Source organism: Prosthecobacter fusiformis, assembly GCF_004364345.1.
In the GTDB taxonomy this organism is placed as follows: domain Bacteria; phylum Verrucomicrobiota; class Verrucomicrobiia; order Verrucomicrobiales; family Verrucomicrobiaceae; genus Prosthecobacter; species Prosthecobacter fusiformis.
Genome location: NZ_SOCA01000008.1, coordinates 180,915 through 205,065, shown reverse-complemented (window position 1 = coordinate 205,065; position 24,151 = coordinate 180,915). Strand labels below are relative to the sequence as shown.

The 24,151-nt window shown below is 58.0% G+C and carries 18 protein-coding genes; 10 read left to right on the top strand and 8 right to left on the bottom strand.

The features are described from left to right. Positions 1-98: 98 nt before the first annotated feature. Entirely contained in the window at positions 99-710 is a 612-nt protein-coding gene (locus EI77_RS18150; protein WP_133796711.1) for a helix-turn-helix domain-containing protein, read from the bottom strand. Positions 711-979: 269 nt separating this feature from the next. Between EI77_RS18150 and EI77_RS18145 the strand changes: the two genes are divergently transcribed. From EI77_RS18145 to EI77_RS18130, 4 genes are all read left to right on the top strand, one after another. After that, positions 980-1,258 (top strand): hypothetical protein, encoded by a 279-nt coding sequence (locus EI77_RS18145; RefSeq protein ID WP_133796710.1) that lies wholly within the window; start codon positions 980-982, stop codon positions 1,256-1,258. 63 nt (positions 1,259-1,321) lie between these two features. Beyond that, positions 1,322-2,122 (top strand): TatD family hydrolase, encoded by an 801-nt coding sequence (locus tag EI77_RS18140; protein ID WP_133796709.1) that lies wholly within the window; start codon positions 1,322-1,324, stop codon positions 2,120-2,122. Positions 2,123-2,423: 301 nt separating this feature from the next. Next, positions 2,424-3,428 carry a Holliday junction branch migration DNA helicase RuvB gene (ruvB, locus tag EI77_RS18135; protein WP_243838929.1) on the top strand — a complete coding sequence of 335 codons (1,005 nt, stop codon included), beginning with the start codon at positions 2,424-2,426 and terminating at the stop codon, positions 3,426-3,428. A 56-nt stretch (positions 3,429-3,484) separates the two neighbouring features. After that, positions 3,485-4,345 carry an SGNH/GDSL hydrolase family protein gene (locus EI77_RS18130; RefSeq protein ID WP_133796708.1) on the top strand — a complete coding sequence of 287 codons (861 nt, stop codon included), beginning with the start codon at positions 3,485-3,487 and terminating at the stop codon, positions 4,343-4,345. A 183-nt stretch (positions 4,346-4,528) separates the two neighbouring features. Here EI77_RS18130 and rsfS read toward each other — a convergent pair whose 3' ends face one another. After that, the gene (gene rsfS / locus EI77_RS18125; RefSeq protein ID WP_133796707.1) at positions 4,529-5,026 is read right to left on the bottom strand and encodes a ribosome silencing factor; all 498 of its coding nucleotides are present in this window, start codon (positions 5,024-5,026) and stop codon (positions 4,529-4,531) included. A gap of 416 nt (positions 5,027-5,442) precedes the next feature. On the opposite strand from rsfS, the gene hisA reads away from it, so the two are divergent. Next, positions 5,443-6,207 (top strand): phosphoribosylformimino-5-aminoimidazole carboxamide ribotide isomerase, encoded by a 765-nt coding sequence (gene hisA, locus EI77_RS18120; protein WP_133796706.1) that lies wholly within the window; start codon positions 5,443-5,445, stop codon positions 6,205-6,207. 51 nt (positions 6,208-6,258) lie between these two features. Then, positions 6,259-7,062: a fumarylacetoacetate hydrolase family protein gene (locus tag EI77_RS18115; protein ID WP_133796705.1), complete on the top strand. Its 804-nt coding sequence runs from the start codon at positions 6,259-6,261 to the stop codon at positions 7,060-7,062. A 116-nt stretch (positions 7,063-7,178) separates the two neighbouring features. Here the strand turns inward: EI77_RS18115 and EI77_RS18110 are convergent, their stop codons facing one another. After that, on the bottom strand, positions 7,179-10,571 hold the full coding sequence (locus EI77_RS18110; RefSeq protein WP_166647348.1) for a DUF4394 domain-containing protein: 3,393 nt from the start codon (positions 10,569-10,571) through the stop codon (positions 7,179-7,181). A gap of 418 nt (positions 10,572-10,989) precedes the next feature. On the opposite strand from EI77_RS18110, the gene EI77_RS18105 reads away from it, so the two are divergent. Then, on the top strand, positions 10,990-12,150 hold the full coding sequence (locus EI77_RS18105; protein WP_133796703.1) for a galactitol-1-phosphate 5-dehydrogenase: 1,161 nt from the start codon (positions 10,990-10,992) through the stop codon (positions 12,148-12,150). A 150-nt stretch (positions 12,151-12,300) separates the two neighbouring features. Next, complete coding sequence (locus EI77_RS18100; protein ID WP_133796702.1) at positions 12,301-13,977, top strand: sulfatase family protein; 1,677 nt, start codon at positions 12,301-12,303, stop codon at positions 13,975-13,977. 21 nt (positions 13,978-13,998) lie between these two features. On the opposite strand, the gene EI77_RS18095 is transcribed toward EI77_RS18100, so the two are convergent. After that, positions 13,999-14,358, bottom strand: coding sequence for a VOC family protein (locus EI77_RS18095; protein ID WP_133796701.1), 360 nt, complete (start codon positions 14,356-14,358; stop codon positions 13,999-14,001). A 197-nt stretch (positions 14,359-14,555) separates the two neighbouring features. Further along, the gene (locus EI77_RS18090) at positions 14,556-16,265 is read right to left on the bottom strand and encodes a hypothetical protein (protein ID WP_133796700.1); all 1,710 of its coding nucleotides are present in this window, start codon (positions 16,263-16,265) and stop codon (positions 14,556-14,558) included. A 357-nt stretch (positions 16,266-16,622) separates the two neighbouring features. On the opposite strand from EI77_RS18090, the gene EI77_RS18085 reads away from it, so the two are divergent. After that, on the top strand, positions 16,623-17,807 hold the full coding sequence (locus EI77_RS18085; protein ID WP_166647347.1) for a glycosyltransferase: 1,185 nt from the start codon (positions 16,623-16,625) through the stop codon (positions 17,805-17,807). Here the strand turns inward: EI77_RS18085 and EI77_RS18080 are convergent. From EI77_RS18080 to EI77_RS18070, 3 genes are read right to left on the bottom strand one after another with little or no spacing between them, the layout of a single operon-like run. Then, positions 17,804-19,144 (bottom strand): DUF1552 domain-containing protein, encoded by a 1,341-nt coding sequence (locus EI77_RS18080; protein WP_133796698.1) that lies wholly within the window; start codon positions 19,142-19,144, stop codon positions 17,804-17,806. The two genes, EI77_RS18085 and EI77_RS18080, sit on opposite strands and share 4 nt — an antisense overlap. Before the next feature lie 23 nt (positions 19,145-19,167). Then, positions 19,168-21,228 (bottom strand): DUF1592 domain-containing protein, encoded by a 2,061-nt coding sequence (locus EI77_RS18075; protein ID WP_208300403.1) that lies wholly within the window; start codon positions 21,226-21,228, stop codon positions 19,168-19,170. Positions 21,229-21,239: 11 nt separating this feature from the next. Further along, positions 21,240-21,989, bottom strand: a complete 750-nt coding sequence (locus EI77_RS18070; RefSeq protein ID WP_166647346.1) for an IclR family transcriptional regulator — start codon at positions 21,987-21,989, stop codon at positions 21,240-21,242. 324 nt (positions 21,990-22,313) lie between these two features. Here EI77_RS18070 and EI77_RS18065 point away from each other — a divergent pair, with 324 nt between their 5' ends. After that, the gene (locus tag EI77_RS18065; protein ID WP_133796696.1) at positions 22,314-24,095 is read left to right on the top strand and encodes a glycine--tRNA ligase; all 1,782 of its coding nucleotides are present in this window, start codon (positions 22,314-22,316) and stop codon (positions 24,093-24,095) included. Positions 24,096-24,151: the final 56 nt, after the last annotated feature.

Below are 24,151 nucleotides of genomic sequence, written 5' to 3'. Positions count from 1 at the left end.
GCTCCCAGACGGCGAAGCAATTCGCTTCCAAAAGCCCTGTGAGGAATCCCCTCACAGGGCTTTTTTTTCATCAGTCTCACCGCTTGTTGCACCACTCCTCACCGGTAGATCACCACCAGGAACACCACCGCATCTCCCGTGCCCGTATTCACGATCGCATGCGGCACATCCACCGGATAAGTGCCGGAGTCTCCCTTGCCCAGCTCCTCCACCGCATCGTCAGATTCCACCCGCACACAGCCTTCTTCCACTGTCAAAAATTCCCGCGTCCCTTCGAAGTGGGACTGGCTTCTCAGCGCCCCGCCCACCCGCAGTTTCAATTCATAAAACTCCACATCCTTTTCCAAATTCAGCGGTGACAGCGTGCGGATCTCACACTGCTTGTCAGAGCGGAAAACCTGCCCCCGGTCCCGGCTGCGGATCACCTGGATCTTCGCCGCCTGCATCTCCACACTGCCGATGAGTTCCTGCAGGCTCAGCCCAAAGGCCCGCGCGATGCGAAACGTCACCGTCAGCGTCGGGTTCGCCCGTTCCCGCTCGATCTCGCTCAGCATCGACCGGCTCACCCCGCTGACTTGTGCCAGCTCCTCCAGTGACCATCCTCGGTCCGTCCGCAGCTTCTTCACCCGCCTCCCCACAAACTCCCCGATCTCCTCCGGAGCCATCTCCTTCAGCGGAGCCGTCTTGCGCGCAGATTTCTTCGTAGCCATCCGATGTCAGTATCCCGGAGCCCCATCCTGTAAAGTGGATGTTGCCCAGTACCGTGGGCACTCCTGCCCGCGCCGTCCATCCCAGACACCCCGTTTGCTCCTTGCAATCCCCCGCCATCGCAAGGCACCAAGCACCAAGCACCAAGCACTGAGCACTGAGCACTGAGCACTGAGCACTGAGCACTGAGCACCAAGCAACCAACACCGAGCATCACCAACCTCCCCACCCCTCATCCTTGCCAGTTTCCAAACCCGCCCTAAATTCCCCCATGCCAGACTGGACACCTCCTTCAACCGTCAATCTCGTGGACCTCGGGTTCATGGATTCGCGTAGCAAGCTCATTGACCTCGCCGCTTTCCTGGACCGTGTCCAGCGTGCCGGTCAGCAGGATGACTTCCGCGTCCAGGCCCTCAAAAACGCCCTCGCCCTCCTCTCGCTCGATGAGCCGCGTCGCGCGCAGGAAGTCCTCCTCAGCTTCAGTGACCCCAGCCTCCAGCCCATCGAAAAAGCCACCACTCAGGGCGCCATCGGAGCCTTCAAAGCCTGATCCCTTCCTCAGGTCCATCACACCACCGCCTTCACCGCCGCCCCAGTCTCTTTTCCCCTTCGCATGAACTACATCGAACCCCACGGCCACATGGTCAGCCGCACCACGGATGACTATGAGCGCATGGCCATCGCCGGTTGCCAGGCCATCTGCGAGCCCGCCTTCTGGGCCGGATTCGACCGCGCCTCCGCCGACGGGTTTTACGATTACTTCCGCCAGATCACCGAATACGAACCCAAGCGCGCCGCCCGCTTCGGCATCCAGCATTACTCCTGGCTCTGCATCAATCCCAAAGAGGCGGAGGACATGAAGCTGGCGGAGGATGTCATCGCCCTCATCCCCCAGTTTCTGGATATGCCCGGCGTCCTCGGCATCGGCGAGATCGGCCTCAATAAAAACAGCCGCAACGAGCTCCACATCTTCGAGCAGCACGTCCAGCTCGCCCAGGATCACGACCAGCTCGTCCTTATCCACACCCCCCATCTTGAGGACAAACTGAAAGGCACCCGCCTCATCGTCGATTCCCTCAAAAACTTCCCCCGCATCAATCCCTCCCGCGTCATCATTGACCACGTCGAAGAACACACCATCGACCACGTTCTAGACCACGGATTCTGGGCCGGTATCACCCTGTATCCAGAAAGCAAATGCACCCCCCACCGCGCCATCGACATGCTGGAGCATCGTCATGCCGAGCGCATCTGGATGAACAGCGCCTGCGACTGGGGCATCAGTGATCCCCTCGCCGTGCCCAAGACCATGCAGGCCATGCGCCAGCGCGGCTGGACACCGGAGATGATCCAGCGCGTCGCCTGGGAAAATCCCCGCGCCTTCATGGGCCAGTGCCCCAAGTTTAAGCTGTAACCGAAGTCGCGAAGCGTCCTGGAGTGCGGCGGGAAGCGCTCAAGCGCGACACCGCTCTTGCGGGCGGGGGATAGCCTCACAACGAGCGAGACTGAGCGGAGGAGGGACCCAACGCGCGTGATGGCGTTCGCAGACCTTTCTGCTCCGGTGGAAGCGGTGCTGCCGAGGCAAGGCTTTGCCCCTTGCCTCTCTACACCGCACTCCAGGACGCTTCGCGCATCGAGCAAAATCCAGTGTTCATCAGCACATCCTTTCGTTGCGGAACGCGGCATCAGGCGTTAAAAAGAGCATCCGACTACCTGTGAACCCCACCCTCAACGAAGCCGACTCGCCCTTTGATCTGGCTCTGCGTCCCGCAGACTTCGATGAATTTCACGGCCAGACCAAGGTGAAGGAAAACCTCCTCGTCATGGTGGAGGCCGCCAAGATGCGTAACGAGCCCCTGGATCACGCCCTCCTCTGCGGCCCCCCTGGCCTGGGGAAGACCACCCTGGCCAATCTCATCGCCAATGCCGTCGGCTCAAAGCTCCACACCACCAGCGGCCCACAGATCGAAAGAGCAGGGGACCTCGCAGGCATCCTCACCAATCTTCAGGAGCGGGACATCCTCTTCATTGACGAAATCCACCGCCTTCACCCCAGCATCGAAGAATACCTCTATCCCGCCATCGAAGACTTCCGGCTGGACATCATCATTGATCAGGGCCCCAAAGCCCGCACCATCCGCATTGACCTCCCCCCCTTCACCCTCGTCGGGGCCACCACCCGCGCAGGCATGCTCACCGCGCCCATGCGCAGCCGCTTTGGCATCCCCAACCGGCTGGACTATTACACCACCGAGGAACTCCAACACATCCTCCTCCGCAGCGCCCGCCTCATGAAGGTGGAGATGGACCCCGCCGGTGCCTCCGAGATCGCCCGCCGCTCCCGTGGCACCCCCCGCATCGCCAATCACCTTCTCCGCTGGGTGCGCGATTACGCCCAGGTCAAATCCCAGGGCACCATCACCGAAGCCGTCGCCAGCCAGGCCCTCACCATGCGCGACATTGATGAAACCGGACTGGATGAAATGGACAAGCGTTTCCTCGAAGCCCTCATTCATAAATTCGATGGCGGCCCCGTCGGCCTCGGCAGCATCGCCGTCTCCGTCAGCGAAGACGCCTCCACTTTGGAAGACGTGCACGAGCCTTACCTCGTCATGCAAGGCTTCGTCAAACGCACCCCCCGCGGCCGCGTCGCCATGCCCGCCGCCTACCGCAAGCTCGGCCTCATCCCCCCCGTCAGCGGCCAACCAGATTTGTTTTGATTCCCTAACTTTGTCGGGTTCATATTCCACCGGTTATTTGCCGCAGCTTTAGAATCATGAATGCCGTCCCATCCTCCCATTGGTCCCGACGTAAGATCATCCAGGCTGGACTGGCATCGCTGATTTGCCCCTTTTCAAGCCGGGCTCAAAGCACAGCACCTTCCGTCCGCATCCTGTTTCTCGGAAACAGTTACACGTATGGCAACGAACTCCCTGAAGTGGTGGCTGCTTTATTAAGATCCTCCCAGGTTCTGGAGCCGCAGATCGGCAGCTACACTCAAGGAGGGTACAAGCTCGCCGAGCACGCCTCCGATGCCCAGGCCATGGCTTTGCTCAAACAGGGGGCACCTGACGGTCGGCCCTGGGATGTCCTGGTCGTGCAGGAGCAAAGCATCGTGTCCGCCATCTCCGCCGTGAATGAAGAAGCCAGGCGGATGATGCGCAGCGGCTTGAACAGGCTTGTCGTTGCCGCCCGTGAGGCCAATCCCCGGATGCTGGTGGTTGATTTTCAGGTCTGGGCCCGCCACGAAAGACTGTGGGAGCAGCAGAAAAGCGATGCCTTTCTTACCGGCGGCAGCTCCAGTGACGCCCATTCCCGCATCCGCCAGCAAAACGCGGAGGCTGTGAATGAAGTGCTCCAGCAGATTCCAGAAGCTAACCTTTTGATCAGCCCCGTTGGGGACTTTTGGAAGCTCGTCAGGGAAACCTATCCGGACCTTGTTCTCCATTCTGAAGACGGTACCCATCCCTCGATATTGGGCACCCATCTGACCGGCTTGGTCATTGCTGGGACCATCGGTGGTCGCAAGGTCATTGAACAGGCCACATGGATCGGCAGTTCACGGGAGTCCGAAGTCAAGCTTCTGAAAGCCGTGCTCCTGGACCACCCCGAAGTCTTCAGAATGGCCGGCAAGTAGGTTCATCGGTATAGGCTTCCGAAAGATCACTGCGCGTTCCCTCTCTCACTGAGGAGAGGCCAAGGTGAGGAGCCCTGGGTGCACCATGGCCGGTGAATGGTCATCTCTCCATCCATCCTTCCCAACAAAAAGCCTGCCCCCAGTGGGGAGCAGGCCAGATCAAAACATCAGTCGCGGGAAAATCTACTCAGCCTTCTTCTTCGCCACTTTCTTAGTCGCCGCTTTTTTAGCGGCCTTCTTCGCCGGAGCTTTCTTGGCGGCAGGGGCTTTCTTCACGGCTGCTTTTTTCACCTTCGGCTTCTTCACGCGTGGCACGGGGGCACCCACGGGTTCCGTATCCTTCCAGTCCAGCTTGGGGGCATCGCCCCACAGTTCTTCCAGGGCGTAGTATTCGCGCTTCTCGGGAGACAGCACATGCACGAGCACGTTCGGGTAGTTGAGGATCAACCACTGGCTTTCATAGGTGCCGTCACTGATGATCGGGCGCTGCTCGTGTTTGTCGCGGAGTTCATCCACGATGTTGTCGCGGACGGCGCGGAGCTGGGGGTTGGAGCTGGCGGTGACGACGACAAAAAAGTCCGTCACAGGGGACAGGCCGCGCAGGTCCAGCAGCAGGATGTTTTCAGCCTTCTTCTCGTCGGCATACTTGGCGCACAGGCGCGCGATCTCGATTGATTCCATGGTTGTTTTTAAAGCAACGGACTCTGAACTCCACTTTTACACAGAAAGCAAGCCCGCAGGACGCGCCAGACCGGATAGCCGTTGACGGACTCATTAGCCTCACAAACACACGGCATCATCCAAAACACACGTTTTTGACGCTTCACTCATCGCTCAAACTCAACCTCCCTCCACTTGCACCCACCCCGGCCATCCACGATATTACCCATTCCAGCCAGCATCGTTTACGCCTCTGAGGCACACTTGAATCATGCATCAAACGTCAGCCTGCCTCGCCTCGATTCCATGACTCCTCTTTCCCCATCCTTCCCCCCTTGGGGAAATCATGGGGAACTGAATCCCCATCGAAATTCATTGATAATCAATTTGTTAACCGCAGAAATCCCCCAATGGGGAAAATTTGAAAACTCTCCCCCATGACCCGTTTCCGCCCCTGCATTGATATCCATGATGGCCAAGTGAAGCAGATCGTGGGCTCCAGTCTCAGCGATTCCGGCGGTGGCCTGAAAACGAACTTCGTCAGTGATCGCGACCCCGCTTGGTTCGCACAAACGTATCAGGCCGATGGCCTTACGGGCGGCCATGTTATTCTCCTGGGACCCGGCAATGAGGCTGCTGCGAAATCCGCACTCGCTGCGTATCCGGGCGGTCTTCAGGTGGGCGGCGGTATTCGTCCATGCAATGCGGCGGAATACCTGGAAGCCGGGGCCAGCCACGTCATCGTCACCAGTTATCTGTTTGAAACGGATGGAACGTTTTCTGAAACGCGCCTGCAAAAAATGGTCGCCGCAGCTGGGCGGGAACGCCTCGTCATTGACCTGAGCTGCAAGGCCTCCGCCAGTGGCTGGACCGTCGCGATGAACCGTTGGCAGACCCTCACGGATCTGCATGTAACGCCTGAAACGCTGAAACACCTGGCCAGTTGCTGTGCCGAATTCCTCATTCACGCCGTGGATGTGGAGGGCAAGTGCGAGGGCATGGATGAAGCGCTCGTTCCTTTCCTGGGGGAGCACAGTCCTATCCCCATGACCTATGCTGGTGGCATCCGGCATCTGGAGGATCTGCATCGTCTGGATACCCTCAGTCATGGACGGGTGGATGGCACCATTGGCAGTGCCTTGGACATGTTCGGTGGCACCAGTGCCCGCTATGAAGACTGCGTGGCATTCAACCGCCGTTGATCGTTAAACTTGCCTCCAGGCCCCGTACTTGTTTCTCTCTCCTTTCCCTTCATGAAAATCATTCGTTATTCTGATTCCACAGGCCGCATCGCCTACGCCTCCCAGCAAACCGACGGCTCAGCCCTCACCATTGAAGGTGATATTTTTGGCGACTATCGCGTAACGGAAACCGTGGCCGATGTGGTCAAGCTGCTGGCCCCTGTGCAGCCAGTGTCCATCCTGTGCATCGGCCTGAACTACAAGTTCCATGCGGAGGAAACCGGAGCCTCGATCCCGGAGCATCCCATCCTTTTCATGAAGACTCCGGCCTCGGTACAGAATCCGGGCGATGCCATCCAGCTCCCGCGCACGTTGCGCAGTGACATGGTGGACTATGAATGCGAGCTGGCCGTGGTCATCAGCAAGAAGGCCAAAAACGTCAGCAAAGAAAATGCCCTGGATTATGTTCTTGGTTATACCTGCGCCAACGACGTCAGCGCCCGCGACTGGCAGAAAAACGGTGGTGGCGGTCAGTGGTGCCGTGGCAAGACATTCGATACCTTCTGCCCCCTGGGCCCCGTCCTTGTCACCAAGGATGAGATTCCCAATCCAAACGCCCTCGGCATTAAGACCATCCTCAATGGCGAAGCCGTGCAGGACTGGAACACCAACGACATGATCTTTGACGTGCCCACCGTCATCGCCTTCCTGAGTGCCAGCACCACTTTACTGCCCGGTACGGTCATCCTCACTGGTACGCCCCAGGGTGTCGGCATGGCCCGCAAGCCCCAGCTTTTTCTGAAAGCGGGCGATACCGTCACCATCGAGATCGAAGGCATTGGATCCCTGACGAATCCGGTGGAAGAAGAAAGCTAAGCCGCCCTTTGGAAACAAAACGCCCCCTGGCGCTGCGAGGCGCACAGGGGGCGAAAGGATGATCGGTCCAGGATGTCTCAGTCGAGATCCAGGCCTTTCAAATGCCGTTCTGAATATCAGTCATCCTGAACCAGGCTGGGATTTCCATTGACCCATTGGACACGCCCCGAAAGGATCGGAGAGTTGCGGATTGTCTGACCCACGCCAGGGATCTGTGGCAGCAGGAAGTAGCCGCTGGCGATGGTATCCCCACTGTTCATGCGGACCAGCATGCCCTGGTAAGTCACGGTCCGAGTCAGGGAGCCATCCACCAGCTTGAAGCTGCCGGTAAAGCTGCCACTGGCTGCCTTGAGAGTCAGTGCCGTGCGGGTGGGGTTGCTTATACTGCCAGCAGTAGGCACGGTGGCTTTTAGTGTTGCGGCGGAGAAAGAGATGCCGCCATAGAGGCTAGGATTGATGTTGGTATCATCAATGCCGCCTTCAGAGAAGACTAAACTCGAAACGCTGGTGCTGGAGGGCAGGCCCAGGACGAAACCGCCTGAGGCAGCACGGGCCATGTACATGCCCTGAACTTCCAGTAAGACGTTCGTAAGAGCCGCCTTGTAAGCACGCCCAGTCGTGACCGTTTTGTTCAAGTGCAGTGTGCCATCGATGCTATTGTCAGCATAGTTGCCATCAGCATGCGTTTTGAGGGAGAGGAATGCGGAGATGGACCCTGCTTTGCTATAAACCGGAGAGAAGACCATCATCTGGCCGGTGGTGCCCAGGAAGGCCGAGGTGGTGATGGCACTGCCGTCTGCGGCTTTGCCTACCAGCTTGTAGCTGCCGTCCACGCCAATGAGGATGGTGGCAAAACCACTGCCCTTGGGCACGTCGGCATTATCAAAATCACCTGGATCATTCAAGATGGCGACGGTGTAGTAGCCCATCTGCTCGGAAGCAGGGAAGAGCACCCGGTCAAACGTCTTGCGCCAGCCGACGACATTGGCTGCATGAGGTCCTAAGAACACGCCCCCTTCGACGGTGTTTGAGGCGGTCAGGGAAAGGTCAATCGACGTGCCGTCCGACAAGGTGGTCTCAATCTCAGGTGCGTCCACCAGGTTGCTGGTAAGGAAACCTGTTTTGCTGAGGGTCGTCCTGGCCCGGGTCAGCTTCACAGTGAAGCTGCCCTTGGTGGTGGTCGTCACATCCAGACGGCCGCCCATGCCTTCAGTGACGCCACTTTCTTCCGTCTCCACATAACCGACAAAGGTGCCCACGGCAGTCCTCGGCAAAGCCTGGACGGTGAAGGTATTGATGGATGTGGATTTTACATTGCCGGGAGCCGTCACGGTAATGATGACCTGATACACACCCGGGGTGCTGGCGCGGCCGGTGATGACGCCGGTGCGGGAGTTCAGCTTCAGGCCGGGAGGCAGACCCTTGGCGGTAATGGTATTGCCTTCAGCAAGGGGTATTTCCAGATCATATACGCCACCCACTGCTACGTCTTCGAAATCCACGGAGGCCGGGTTCACTGTGGTGAACTCGGCTGTCTCGGAGTAGGTGATGCCTGCTTTATTCTCGGCATAGGCGCGGTAGGTATAAGTTGTGCTTTGACTCAGGCCTGAGGCGTCTTCGCTGAAGGTATCGAAGGGGGCTATTTCGTCTTGCTCGATAAGTTCAGTCACACCATTGCCACCGATCACAGGAGTGGTCTGGGAGGATTTGAGGTTATACACAAACCCGCGACGGGTCACGGCTTGTCCGCCGTCTTCAGTCACTCGGCCGCTGAGGGTAGCACCCGTGTTGGTCACATTTTCAGCGTCGGCAACGGCCACTGAGGGAGCCTCGGCTATGGCAAAGACGGCCAAGCCCGCGTAGTAACCATAATTGGTGCCACGCAGATGATTGATTGCGCCCGTAGCCAGATCTACTTTGAACAGAAAGACAGCGCCCAACTTATTGGCAAAGAAGTAGCCATTGGGGGAGCCAACGGGGATGTCCAATCCCAGCAGGGTATAGTTGATAGGGGATTCCTCATCAGTCAGTTCCGCGACATAGTTTTGGCTGCCCTGGTTTTCAGGACTCTGAATGTTCAGCGAGTGATTATCCGCATTGAAAGAATACAGGGTGGCCGATTCGGCATCATCCAGGCTGTATCGATAAGCGATGCTTTTGGCCGTCGCGGGTGTTCCCTCAATATTGATGGGGCCATCAGGATTGTTGCCAGTGATGGGGGTATCTTCGCCATAGTCTCCGTCAATCGGTGTTCCGGCCATGCTGACCCGGAGATTCAAGTTGCCATTGACCATGCGTAGCTCATCCGTGACTGGATTGATGGACATGTCGTAGGTTAGAGGGGTGGCGGGCAATGGGATGGCATTTCCTCCCTTGTCCAGGTAAGCAATCTGGCCGGGCGTTCCTACTGGATAGGCGATGCCGGTCAGTGGCTCCAGGATGTATAGAGTCGCGGTATTTGACAATGGGTTTACGCCGAGGCCGTATAGCTGGCCAGTGCTAGGCCGCATGGCCACTGCGACCATCGTTTCTGACTCCGCGACACCGGTGATGAGGCTGGCGTAAATTTGGTCTTCCGTTAGGGGATCAAACCGGGTCAAAAACATTCCTTCAGAGCTGAGGCCGACGGCGCTGCTGAGAGATGTGCGCACAGCAATGCTGATGGCATTCAGATCGCCTAGGGCGTTGACGCCTGCGGCTGTCGGGTCAATGATGATCTGGTAAAGCTTCGAGGTCTCGCCTACGCGCAGCACGGCATAAGCCACACCGTTCGATACGGGTCCGTTTGATTCATCTGCATTAGTGCCAGGGACGATGTCGAAACCACCCACGCTGGTGAAGTTGAGGGCCGTGTCGCTTTCCCTCACCTGCAATTGCTGGGTCTGTTTGCCTGAATCAGGTGAGTTCTGGATGTTGAGAGTGCCCGAGTTAACTTGGAGGGTGTAAAGGGTGGTTACCGTGCCACTGTTAGGCTGGTTGTTTGTGTGGGCGATGCCCCAAATATGCGGCGGTGGCTCAAATTCATGAATGTTGTCTTGATGGATGTAGCCGTCGGGGTTGTTTCCTGAATCTTCACTGCTGTCCACTAGGGTGCCGCGATTCGGATTCATCCGGAAGTTTAGATCGTCTTCTTGGTTGACTACTCGCAGGGTGTCCGTCGCGGGATTGAAGTCCATGGACCACGTGGTATCCGAAAAATAAATCGTCGCTTCACCAGTGGACAAGGTACCGCCCAGGCCCACGGGAGTGGCTACCGGGGCATTCAGTGAAGGGGTGATGTGGTATAACCGAATGGTGCAGTTGTCTGAGTTGACACCCAGGGCATACAGTTTCTGATTTTGGGGACGCACATCCAGGGCCACAAGCTTGTCACCCTCCAGCAAACCTGCAATGGCGAGGGGTGTGGAGACATTCTCCGGTGCGTTGAGTGTGGTGGTGGCCAACTCATTGTTATCCGTTAAAATGTAAAGGGTGCTGGTGGGCACCTGGGCCACTGCTGGCAGCGCCATCAAGGCGAAAAGGCTGACTACCAGGTAAAGGAAAAACGGATTCCTTTGTCTCGGCTTCGTCCTCCTTGTAATGTATTGATTTTGAAGGTTAGACGATGCTCGATTGGTTTCTATCATGCACTATATTATCGCCCATGATGGAAAATATGGGCGTTTTATTCTTCTAAAACCTTATTCTTAATCACAAAAATATCTAAAAAGGAAAATTATTTTTACATTGCTTATTGGCCAATCCTACTCCCGAGCCTCACGGGATATAAAATGGGTTTTCTTACCCGACGCACATTTCGCTACGGCGACATTTGGCTGCTCTCTGTTGAGGAGCACTTCAGCGCTCTAGAAAGTTCGTTCTGTATCGGCCAATCCGTGCTTGCTGGAAGGCGTGGCCTTTTCATGCTCTTTACCGAACCAACTGACCATGAACGCCCTCGTCCTCACTGCCCCTTCTGAGTTTAATTATGACACAGCCTTCCCGGACCCGACGCCGGGTGCGGGGGAGGTGCTGGTGAAGATCAAGGCCTGCGGCATCTGCGGCAGTGACATTCATGGCATGGATGGCCGCAGTGGCCGCCGCCAGATGCCTATCGTCATGGGCCATGAGGCAGCGGGCGAAATCATCGAAGTGGGCGAAGGCGTGACGGATTGGAAAGTGGGCGAGCGTGTCACTTTTGACTCCACGGAATACTGCGGTGAGTGTGAAGAGTGCCAGGCCGGCTATGTGAATCTTTGCCCAGACCGCAAGGTTCTTGGCGTGTCCCCCGGCAGCTACCGCCGCCATGGTTGCTTTGCGGAAAAGATCGTCCTGCCGGAGCGCATTCTGTATCATATCCCGGAGTCGCTCTCTTATGAAAAGGCTGCCTTTGCTGAGCCTGTGGCCATTGCGCTGCATGCGGTGAATCTGGCCGATGGAATCGAGGTGGGGGAAGCCTTTGCCGATGAATGCGGTGATGGGGATTGTGGAACCTGCGGGCATGACCACGAAGGTCATGAACACGCAGAGGGTGAAGCCTGCGGACATGATCATGAAGATGTGCGTGGTGGAGTCGCCGTTGTGATTGGTGCCGGGTTGATCGGCCTGCTGGTGATCCAGGCGCTGAAGGCGCGTGGCTGGGAGCGCGTGATCGCGGTGGATCTGGATGACAAGCGCCTGGAGCTTTCCAAGACTCTGGGAGCGGACGATGCCTTCAATGCCAAGCAGGAAAACCTGGCCATGCACCTGCGTGAGATCACGGGTGGTGATGGCGCGGATGCGAGCTTTGAAGTGGTGGGTGCTGCGGCACCGGTGGATCTGGCCATTCGCTGTGTGCGCAAAGGCGGGCAGGTGATCCTGGTGGGAAATCTCCAGGCCAGCACGCCGTTTCCCCTCCAGGAAGTGGTGACCCGCCAGATTATGATCCGCGGTTCCTGCTCCTGCGCGGGCGAATATCCAGAGGCCATCCGCCGCATCGAAGACGGCAGCATCCAGGTGGAGCCGCTGTTGAGCGCCGTGGTCCCGCTGGAAGAAGGCGCAGGCTGGTTTAAGCGCCTCTATGATAACAAGGAAGGTCTGCTCAAAGTGGTGCTCACGCCTGCTGGCTGATTTGGCTGCGTCTGCCAGACACTTCAGCGCAATTCGCCGATAGTTCTCGTCGTTCACCCGACAGCACTGCGGCGAAAGCTGGTGGTGCTATCTCCTCCAATATCCTGCGCCGCCAACCAAGCGGGCAGGAGTGCCCACTGTACTTATCCCATGCGCCTGCTATTCCTCTCTTTCCTGTTTTCCAGTCTGTCTCTGGCCCAAGAGGCTGCGCCTGTACCGGTGGAGGTGGTGCTGCCTGCTGATGTGGCGGCCGCATCGCTGAAACCGAATGTGATCCTCATCGTGGCGGATGACTTGGGTTATTCGGACATTGGCTGTTATGGGTCGAAGACCATACGCACGCCTTTTCTGGATCGTATGGCGGCGGAGGGGACGCGTTTTACCTCATTCACGGTGGCGCAGGCGGTATGCAGCGCCTCACGTGCTGCACTGATGACGGGTTGTTACCCCAACCGTGTGGGCATGCAGGGTGCGCTGAATCATACGAGTCTGGAAGGCATCCACCCAGATGAATTCCTGATGCCGGAACTGTTCAAGCAGCGCGGCTACGCGACTGCCATTCATGGCAAGTGGCATCTGGGCACGGCGGCGATGTTTCATCCCATGAAGCATGGGTTTGATGAATTCTGGGGCATTCCGTATTCCAACGATAACAGCAAGTATCATCCATCCCTGGCTGCGGAGATGCCGCCGCTGCCGGTCTATGACAATGAAAAGGTGGAGGCGACGGACCCGGACCAGAGTCTCTTCACCCGCCGCATTACGGAGAAGGCCGTCAGCTTCATCCGCCGCAATGAGAAGAAACCTTTCTTCCTCTATGTGCCGCACATCATGCCGCATGTGCCCATTTTCGCCTCTGCGCGGTTCAAGGGAAAGTCACCTCACGGATTGTATGCTGATGTGGTGGAGGAACTGGACTGGAGCGTGGGCATGATCCTGGCCGCTGTGGAGCAGGCCGGGGTGGCGGGCAATACGCTGGTCATTTTCATGTCGGATAACGGGCCGTTCCTCAGCTATGGCAACTATGCGGGCAATGCCGCGCCTTTGCGCGAGGGCAAGCTGACCAGCTATGATGGTGGTGTGCGGGTGCCTTTCATCGCGCTCTGGCCAGGTCATGTGCCTGCTGGAAAGGTGAATGATGAGGTGCTGACCGCCATGGACCTGATGCCCACTTTTATGGCCTGGAATGATGAGGCCGGATCAGTGACTCCACCTGTCCCTGTGGAGCAGGGGGAAGGGGTGGCGGAAACGAAAGAAGTTGCTGCTGAAAGCCAGCCAGCCACCACGCCGGCAGGCGCTGCCGTCCCCGTCACGGCTGCGCCTGCGGGCACGCCTGCTGTTTCGGCACCTGTTGCCAAAACTCTGGATGGCAAGGATGTGATGAATCTTTTGTTAGGCAAGGAGGGTGCGAAAAGTCCCCATGAAGCCATTGCTGTGTATGCCGGAGGCGAATTGCAGGCCATCCGCAGTGGTGATTGGAAGCTGCACTTTGCTCATCCATTCATCACCCCGCACGAGACGCCGGGTCTGGATGGCAAGCCGTCTAACTGGGAGAACATGAAGCCTGCGGCCATCACGCAATCCGGCATTGAAGGCATCGCCACGCGTCACGGTTACAAAGTGGCCGAGCAGACGCTGGCTTTGTTCAACCTCAAAGATGACCTGGGCGAAACCACCGATGTGAGTGCTGCGCACCCGGAGGTGGTGGAGCGCTTGCAAAAGCTGGCCGAGGACTTCCGCCAGCAGCTTGGCGACAGCCTGACGAAGACGGTAGGCACGGGTGTGAGGCCTCTGGGAAGAGCTGAGACGATGGATGGGGCGGAGTAACCTAGAGGCTTTGTCGAGAGCTTATGACGCTTTCACTTCCTGACCGAAGGCGATGAGGTTTCCATCGGGGTCTTCGGTGACGAAGTCGCGCATGCCATAATCATAGTCGCGCGGGGGTGCCTGGATGTGGGCTCCTTTGGCGGTGATTTCCGCATGGTAGGCATCGCAGTCATCACAGAAGATGTAGATGCTGCCCTGACCGATTTGCTTTTTGTTGGTGGCTGCTGGACCGGATAGATGGATCTGAACCTCCCCATGCTGGACGCCTGCGTAATCGCCAAAACGGAAACGCTCGGTGAAGCCGAGCACGCCGGTGTAGTAGGCGAGGGCAGTGGCGACGTTGGAGACTTGGAAGGTGGTGGCGGAGCCGTGGGTTTTCATGGGTGGTGGGCTGGCTTGGATTTTAAGCGGCTGCGCTGCGGTTTGATGATGTGGATAGGAGTGTCCGCTCTCCACTCGATGATGCGGGCAGGGGGGCCAGTAGTGTTCGGCAGGGAAGATGCTGTTTTTTCAGGCGCCTGCAAAGAAGACTGTACCTTTTGAGCGGCAGAATATGGCAGGCCCCATCTCTGGCCGCACTATTCGCTGCGAGTTGACGCGGGATCAGTCAGAGAGACTTCGTGAACGATGCGCTTGTCCATTTCGCGGAAGTTTTGACCATCAAAAAAGGTTCTTTCAAATTCGATCTGGATCCGCAGCACCCCTTTCTCTCCATGATAAGTTTGCTCCGGTGGCGCTTTCGACAAGACATAGGCATGCAGCGGCGGTGAGAGGAAGTGGAGTGTCCGGGAGGCCTGGCCCTCCCATGTCCAGTAGTGACTGAACCAACGGTTGAGAAAAACGCTAAAGGCTGCGACCCGTTTGGGATCCCGGACCTCCTTGCCGTGCTTGTCGATCATCAAGCGCATCTGCTCTGGTGTCCTGGCCTGGCGAACTTCCTGGGCGACCTTCGCGTCATGGATGGCGCCAAAGGTACGCGTCAGGATTTTTTCAGGCTGTTTTTCATGAAAGTAATGAAACTGCGACTGGATGAAGGCGAACTCATAGGGTTCAAAGAAGTCTGGGTTGATGTAAAGCCGCCGACCGTCCTGCATCACGGCATAAAAATTGTACCGCTCAGTGAGCTGGGAATCAAACCAGGCGAGGTTGCTGGCCATGTGCGAGTTTGCCGTCAGCAGCAAGCTAGCCGCCGCTACGATGGCCGTCTGCCAGGAGAAAAACGGCAGTGCTACTGGGGCCGCCGGACCGGTGCGGCTTGTTTCCGGCGCTGCCGAAACGAGGTCTTTTTTCCGTGATGGCCACTCAACGAATGCCATGGTGACGGCCAGTTGCAGAAGGATCCAATTCCAGAAGCTGTCTCCAGAGCAGACGAAGATGCCTGCATGCAACATGACCCGGCCGAGTGAGAGGCAAACAAACCAACGACGGCTCCAAAAGGCTGTTACCAGAGCCAGTTCCACTATGAGCACGAACAGTTTTAAGGGCAAGCCGAACGGGACGACTGTCTCAAGGAAAAGGGAAAGCTGCTCCTGATTCCAAAATGCGGTCCATCCATACACGCAGGTGGAGGCGGTCAGATTAAAGAGCTCATCGTTCATGAGCCAGTCCAGGTGATGCATGCCGATCTTCAGCTTTGCCAAGCCGGGGATCCAATAGTGAATCAGACATGCATTGAGGAGCGCGAGCGTCCCCGCATAGACCGCCCGCGGTAGCCAGCGCTGAATGACAGGCCGGGCCAGACCGGCAGCGCAGAGCACCCATGCCATATCCAGCACGAGTTTCCGATTGGTAAATTCCGCATCGGTCAAGGGCTGCACGCGCCATTGGAGATAAGACACCATCACTGCATACAGCAGGAGCGGAAAGAAAGCAGGCAACCGCCATGCGGCCAGGCCGAGCAAGAGTATCGCGGTGCGATCCATCCAGTGCGCTTGACCAAAGAAAAAGTTATACGGGTAGAGACCGCCGGTCCAGGCCAGCACAACGATCAACCCGGCGACCACCCAATGCATCCTTCCGCCGGGCAGCAACTCTCCCCATGCGCGCTGTTTCCGGTTCGCCCAGGCAAATCCCGCAGCCAGAAGCATGCTGCCCCAAAAGGAAAGGTTCGTCACATTTTTCAGCAGGGCCGAAAACAAAAATGATGAACTGTCATAATCAGCCCGCAACCATCCGCCCACCGGCGCTCTAAACAGCCGGTACATGCCAAACACCAGCAGGACTGCGGCGAGTGTTTGCAGCATCGCCAAGATCATTCCCGGCAGCCTGCGAGGAGGAGGCTGTGTCATAGAATCCAGAGCTGACAATACTTCGAGCCGCCATAGGGCGTAGCGCGGGAGAAAGCAGACAGCCCCGCAGCGGCCTTCGTTCCCCACATGGTCAAAGCAAAACCAAGTCCGACATCTTGTGTGCGGAGAATTTTTGGGCAGTTCATATCTTCATCGATTTATCGACGGCTAACTCTTCATGAGCAGTATTGATGACGGTTCCCATGACTGCTCGTTCATTCAGGTGACAATCCTGTAATTTGAAGGTTTATAGAAATGCGGGAAAAGTCTGCAATGTGGGACAAACTGCAAACGGCATCGGTCCGATCAAAGATAAGTCCGGGCCTTTTTACAGAGTGCCGTAGGAACCATTCTGGCATGGCAGCGCCTGAGGCCATGCGTGTGGTGTGGATCAACAAAGGCAAGTGGCGGTCCTCCGGCCCTATTGTCAATGTGGGGGTTCACAATGCCCACTCCTTTGCCTCCATCGGTGTACAATCAGACCTCTTTGTCAGTGCTGGAGAGAGCACGGAAACCGAACGCGACCTCAGTGACTTTTATTCTCTGGAGGCCCATGCGGATCTCAAGATCCATCGCATGCAGCGCGCGAAATCCTGGGGCATGGATGAAAGCTCGCCGCTTTACCGTGAGGCCCGTCGGCATATCATGCAGCTTGCCAAAAAAGGACCCGTGGCTGTGTTCACCCGCGAGTCCGGATTTCTGATGCATCTAGCCTGGCTCTCCCGGCTCCCGAATATCCGCGGCTTCTATGAGTTGCATGATCTCTACGCAGATCTGTCCTACCATCAGCATGCGGTGCCATTTACCTTTCACAGAAGGAAGTGGGTGGAGAAGCTGCTGCTGCCGTTTGTCAGCGGCCTCGTGTGCATCACCCGTGACCAGAAAAAGATCTATCAGGGCCTGTTTCCTGGCGTTCCTGCCGTTTACTCTCCCCTCGGCACCAAACCGTTTCCGGTAACGGATCCTGAGGTCAAACGTCGGGCACGTACCGTGTTTTACGTCGGTCATATGCATGGAACGAAAGGTGTCGCCTTTCTGAGCAAGTCCGCCATTGCTCTGGCCCAATCGGGCATCCGCACGGAATTCTGGGGCGGTGGTGAAAAGGATGCGCGGAGGATCACCGATACCGCCCGGCAAGCCGGTCTTCAGGAATGGATCTCCGCCGTTTCCTTTCAGCCGCCAACAAAGATGCATGAGGCGCTCGCCGAGCGAGCCAGCCTGGGGGTGGTGATGCTGGCGGACACTTTTTACAACCGTCATCTCACCTGCCCGGTCAAGGCGCTGGATTATCTCTCCCACGGCGTTCCCGCTCTGGGCACGGACATTCCGTCTGTACGTGATGTGCTTGCGGATGCGGGACATTACATCCGCGAAGACAGCACAGATGCGTTTGTGGCCAAGGCGGTAGCCCTGCTTGATGATCCCTCCGCCTATGCACGTGCTGTTGCAGAAAGCCGCGCCCGCTGCGCCGAGATAACCTGGCAGAAACGTGCGGAAGGCCTCTGCGATTTTGCCAAACAGCGGTTTAGCGTGCTGCGTTAACCTAGAATCTCCGGGATGACGCCGGTGCTGTCGGCGAAGCGGTCGCGGGAAAGGCCGAGAGCGGTGGCCTGGGTGAGCCAGAGATTGGCCAGGGGAGTGCCTTCGGCGCATTGGAGATGGCGGCCGGTTTTGATCCGGCCACCGCCGCTGCCGACGATGATGATGGGGAGGCGGTCGTATTGGTGGGTGGAGCCGTCGCCGAGGCCGGAGCCGTAGGTGAAGAGGGTGTTATCAAGCAGGGTGCTGCCATCCACCTCACGGATGGAGTCCATCCTTTCCACCAGATAGGCAAACTGGCGCATGTGAAATGCGTCCACCTGCTCAAGCTGCCGGGCATACTCGATGGGATTGTGGGACATCTTGTGATGGCTGAGCGGGTCTTTGGACACTTCTTCGAAAAGATACGGGGTGTCCCAGCGCTCGGGGCCGATCATGAGCGTAGCAACGTTGGTTAGGCCGCTCTGGAGGGCGGCGACCATGAGATCCCCCATGAGGCGGATGTGCTCACCGCGCGGGATGTAGGCGGCGCTGGGCTCTGCCAGCTTCATTTTGTCCAGTTCATCCTTCAGGCTGGAAAGCTTGTCCATCTGGCGCTCGATGGTGCGGATGGATTCGACGTATTCGCCGAATTTTTCCTGATCGGAATAGCCGAGGCGGCGTTTCATGTCGCGGGCATCCGCGAGGACGAGATCCGTAATCTGGCGCGGGTCGCCGCCCTGGGTGCCGAACATGCGGCGATAGGCGAGGCGCGGATCGCGCATGCTGGGGGCGACGTAGTCCGGGCCATACCAGGAGATGTTATCAAAGTGGATAGACTCCTTGTTATCGTGGTGGGTGTTGCAACTGAATTCGAGCGTACGGAAGGGGGTTTCGGTGCCGATCTTTTCTGCCACGACGTGGTCCAGGGAGCGGCCCTGCGGCATCTTGCGTGTCTTGTCCTCATTGGGCGCGAGGCTACTGAGGAAACAACTGCCGCATTGTTCATGAGGATCGCTGGAGTCCTGCCACACGCGGCCAAGGCCGGTGATGAGGGAAATCTTGCTGGCCATCTTTTCCAGAGGCTGCAAGGTGGGAGTGAAGGTGTGCGGATAAAAACCGGGGGGACGGATGGCGAACTTTTCCCGATACTTCTTCTGGCCTTCTTTGTCATTGAAGTCCACGAGGCCGAGGGCTTGCTCGCCAGGGTAAAAGTTCCGCCGCACCACGCCGATGGGGACATAAAAAACCGCGAGTCTTTGCGCAGGCCGGGCCGTTGCGGCCTGGAGGCTTTCGAGGAAAGGCAGGGCGAGCGTGGCACCGGTGGCGCAGCGGAGGAAGGAGCGGCGTGTGTGCATCATATAGTTAGGCTTACTGTTAACCGTTACCGGGCGGGCGGTGTGGCGGGATTGTACTTGGTCTGAAAAGGTTCGCTGAGAACGATCTGCCGCATGAGGGTGCGGAGGCGGTAACCATCCGCCGCAGTGGTGGTGACGATGCCATCCAGGGCGGCCTGATCGGCAGGGGTGACCTCACGGCCCAGGGCATAAGCGAGCAGGTGGGAGGCGAAGGCGCGGGTGAAGCGGTCCTTTTCAGCGAGGAGTCCGTCCTTGAACTCTTCGATGCTGGTGAAGGGGCGTTTATTGAAGAGCTTGCCCGCAGAATCGATTGGCTGGCCTTGCTCGTAAACTTCGCGCCAGCGGCCGACGGCATCGTAGTTTTCCAGGGCGAAGCCGTAAGGGTCGATCCGGGCATGGCAGGTGGCGCAGTCTGCGCGCTCCTGATGGAGGGCGAGCTTTTGGCGGAGCGTGAGATTTTTAGCCCCGGCGTGGTCGTCCTTTTCATCCAGCGGTGGCACATCGGCAGGAGGCGGCGGTGGGGGATCATTGAAGATGACGCCGACGAGCCACGCCCCGCGGGTGATGGGCTGGGTGCGCGTGGCATTGGATGTCATTGTCAGCACGGCGGCATTGGTGATGACGCCGCCATCGCGCTTGCTAGTGACGGGGACGCGATGGAACTCCTGCGGTTTCATTAAAAGGGTGAGCGGCAGGGGCTGCGGCTCGTGCCGGTAAAAGCGGGCGAGGGCCTCACTGCGGTAGGTGAAATCCGAATGGATGAAGTCAATGATGCTGCGGTTCTCCACGAACACCGTCTCAAAAAGCAGCAGCGGCTCCAGCATCATGTGGCTGGTGGCGCGGACGGAGAAGTAGAAGTCAGGAAACAATTTTTTCTTCGGTTCCGAGGCCAGGGCGTGCTCGATTTTCAACCACTGGCCAGCAAAGCTGTCGCAGAAGCGTTTCATGCGTCGGTCATTCATCAGGCGGTCGGCCTGGGCGGTGAGTTGGGTGGGGTTTCGCAGTGTGCCTGCGGCAGCGGCGGCCAGCAGTTCTTCATCGGGCAGGCTGCCCCAGAGGAAAAAGGAGAGGCGGGAGGCTAGCTCGTAATCATCCAGCGGCTCCGGCTTATCCCCGGTGGTGGCTCCATCGTAGAGATAGAGAAACTGGGGTGAGACGAGCGCGGCGGCGATGACGTCCTTCATGCACTCGGTGAAGCTGGCTCCTGCTTGCAGCCGGGCCTGTGCATGGGCCACGTAACGCTCCAGCACGGACTTTTCCACCGGACGGCGGAAGGCGCGGGTGAGGAACAGGCGGATGCGTTTTCGCAATTCGTTATCGGCTGATTTATGGGCAGGCGGTGGGGCCAGCAATGGGTTCCATTTTCGAGATGTTTTGGGTCCGAAATTCGGGCTGTCCACGATGGAGCGGCTGAGCGTGAGGAAGGACTCCATGAGCAGCGGGGAAAGCGTGATGAGATCCCCCCGTGTATCATATCCATGCTCCGCGCGCAGATCCTGCGGGAACGGGGCGACGCCTTCGAGACGGGGGGCGATGAGCTGGGATTTGCCTAACGGACGATTGCCCGCCAGCAAGGTGTCCGGCATTTTTCCGGAGGCGGGCTGAAAGTATTCGCCATACTCACGAACGACGCGCTCCGGCAGGGCGAATAGCTCGACTTTTAATTCGAGCAGATCCTCCACGGCATTGCCGTATTGAAAGCGGTTCATCCGCCGCACAGGAGTGCGCGGGGAGATGGAGCTAGTGCGGATGCTATCCGCCAGCCAGGTCTCGAGATGAGCGATGAGTTGCTGGCGGGCTTCGTCTCGGATCGGGGGTTCATCCTCCGGCGGCATGTCGCCATCTTGGACGGCTTTGAGGATTTTCGTGAGCAGTTCGGGCTGTGGGTGTCCGTCGTTGGCTGACTCCAAAGGTCGCAGGTCCACTTTCCCTTTCACCTTGCCATCCTTGCCGTGGCATTGGATGCAATGCTGCTGAAGCATGGGCAGGATCGAACTGGCGGCAGGCTCCGCAGAGAATGCGGCATGGGCCATGACCGTGGTCGAAAGGAGGATGAAAAGACGGGCCATGCGGAGGAGGGGTAGCATGTGGGTAACGATCACAGACGGAGACGTTTTTCGATCTCCTGAGCCGCACGCATGCAGCGAGAGCCAAATGGGGCGAGACTGGCATCCGGCATACGGCTGACGGGTGCGATGAAAGTGATGGCGGCAACGGGAGAACCGTATTCATCCAGGATGGGGGCGGCGATGCAGCGGATGCCCTCGATGCCTTCTTCGAGATCCACGGCAAAGCCCTTTGAGCGGGTCTGAGCCAGGTTTTGCTCCAGATCGGCGCGCTTGCTGAGGGTGTGGCGGGTGAAGCTTTTCAAAGTGCAGCCGCGAAACCATTCTTCACGCTTCTCTTGATTCCACCAGGCGAGGATGGCCTTTCCGGGGGCGCAGGAGTAGAGAGGTACGCGCATGCCGATCTGGCCACAGACCTGCAAGGCGTGTGTGCCGCGAAATTGCTCCAGCAGCATGGCTTTGCCGCCTGATTCGATGGTGAGCTGGGCTGTTTCACCTGTTTCATCGCGCAGGCTTCGCATTGCTTCATGAGCGCATAAGACGAGGCTGCGGTCTCCCACCTTGGGCCGGGAGAGATCTAGCAGGCGGTTGGACAGGGTATAAGTTTTGTCATCCTCCCGCTGCATGGCGAAGCCCATCTCGACGAGAGTCTTGAGAATGCGAAACACCAGGTTGCCGGTGATGTTTGAAAGCCTCGTCGCCTCCGATGCAGAAAGGCCGGCAGGGTGTTTTGCCAGCAGGTCAATGAGCGCCAGCGTCTTTGCCCCGGTGGGGGAAGGCATGGCATCAAGATGGAACGAGGGTTTAGCGGAAGCGATGATCATTATCGTATAAAAGAACGTTCTCTTAAATACGATTTTTGCAGAAAGGTATCTTTTTAATTCTGACCGTACCCGAGAGAATGAAGAGCGAGCAGAACGGAACTTTGATTTCACTCCACATTGTCTGACCGAGCGATGATGAAGCGTCCCTGCATGGGAGCTCGGACCCCAGCTTTTCCTTGCGAAATGGCTGGGCACGCGCTCCTTAGCGGCCCGTTTGCGCTATTGGCACCATTGTGGTCGTCACGACAGGTGCGAGCGGGATTTTTCTGCCCTTTATTTCCTATGTCCACCGACGTCAAAAACAACACCGCCCTCATGGAGAAAATCGTGTCTCTTTGCAAGCGCCGCGGCTTCATCTTTCAAAGCAGTGAGATCTATGGCGGCTGTGGCGGTGTGTGGGACTACGGCCCGCTGGGTGCGGAGCTGAAGCGGAACCTGCGCACGGCCTGGTGGAATGCGATGACGCGTGAGCGTGAGGATGTGCTGGGCCTGGATGCAAGTATCCTGATGAACCCGGCGATCTGGAAGGCCAGCGGTCACGTGGACACTTTTGCCGACCTGATGCGTGAGTGCTCGCTGACGAACAAGCGTGTGCGTGCGGACCATGTGGACCCGCAGGAAGGGGTGATCATGAACTACACGGGAGCTGAGGCTCCGACTGGCTGGAAGCTGGACCGTGTGATCTCCGTCCTGATGAAGAAGGGCGAGCACATCGAAAGCTTCCGCAAGCGAGTACGCACTCTGATTGCCTCCAACGCAGGCGAAGCTGCGGGCAAGGTGGAAGAGATCTCTTTGTTAGGCGAGGCCAAGGGCGACGCCATCGAAGGCAGCGTGGACTTTCATCCAGAAACGGGTGGTGCGCTGGGACCTGCGCGTCCGTTTAACCTGATGCTGAAGACCTATCTGGGACCAACGGCGACGGAGGACGATGTGACGTATCTGCGCCCGGAAACCGCCCAGGCTATCTTTGCGCAGTTCAAAAACGTCTTCGATTCCAGCCGCATGAAGGTGCCCTTCGGCGTCTGCCAGATCGGCAAGGCTTTCCGCAATGAAGTAACGCCAAAAAACTTCACCTTCCGCAGCCGTGAGTTTGAGCAGATGGAACTGGAGTTTTTCATCAAGCCGGATGAGGCGGTGGAGATCATCAGCGGTGAGGTCGCGGCCTGGAGTGAAGGTGCTGACCTGAGCGAGCCGCAGCCGAACTGGGGCTGGGACATGTGGCACCGTTACTGGGTGGCGCAGCGCACGAAGTTTTATGAAGGCATCGGCCTGGGTGATGTGCTGGAGTATTACTGGCAGACGCCGGATGATCTGGCGCACTATGCCCGCGCTTGTGTGGACATCCTTTGTGATTTCCCCTTCGGCACGGAAGAGCTGGAAGGCATCGCCGCGCGTGGTGCTTTCGATTTGACTGCCCATCAGACCGCCAGCGGCAAGACGCAGGAAGTCTTCGATGAAGACCTCAAAAACGCTGCGGTCAAGCTGACCGATGAGCAGAAGGAAGCGCTGATCCAGAAACGCCTGGCTGCTGAGAAGTCCAAGGTGAAGGGCGAGCCGATGCCGGAAGCGGATGTGCGCGCCTGGTTTGAGCGCCTCTTCAAAGGCAGCTATGTGCCGCATGTCATCGAGCCATCCGCCGGTCTGGACCGCATGGCGCTGGCGATCATTGCGAATGCGTTCAATGAAACGGAGAAGACCGATGAGAAGGGCAAAAAGGAAGTCATCACCGTGCTGCGTCTGCATCCACGGGTGGCCCCGGTGAAGGTGGGGGTATTCCCCCTGCTGAAGAACAAGCCTGAACTGGTGGCCAAGGCACGCGAGGTGTATGGCCTGCTGAAGAAGCACATGAATGTCTTTTATGATGAGACGGCTTCGATTGGCCGCCGGTATGCGCGTCAGGATGAAGTGGGGACTCCGTTTGGTGTCACCATTGACTTTGATACTCTGGGTGAAAAAGGCCCAGAGCTCCAGGATACTGTGACGCTGCGGCACCGCGATGGTGGTGAGCAGGAGCGGGTGAAGATCTGTGATCTGCTGCCGAAGCTGCTGGCTGCGGTGAGCTGATGCGGATCCGGGCTTTTCATTCCCAGGCTTGACCATTGGCGGCTGCCGCGTTCCTA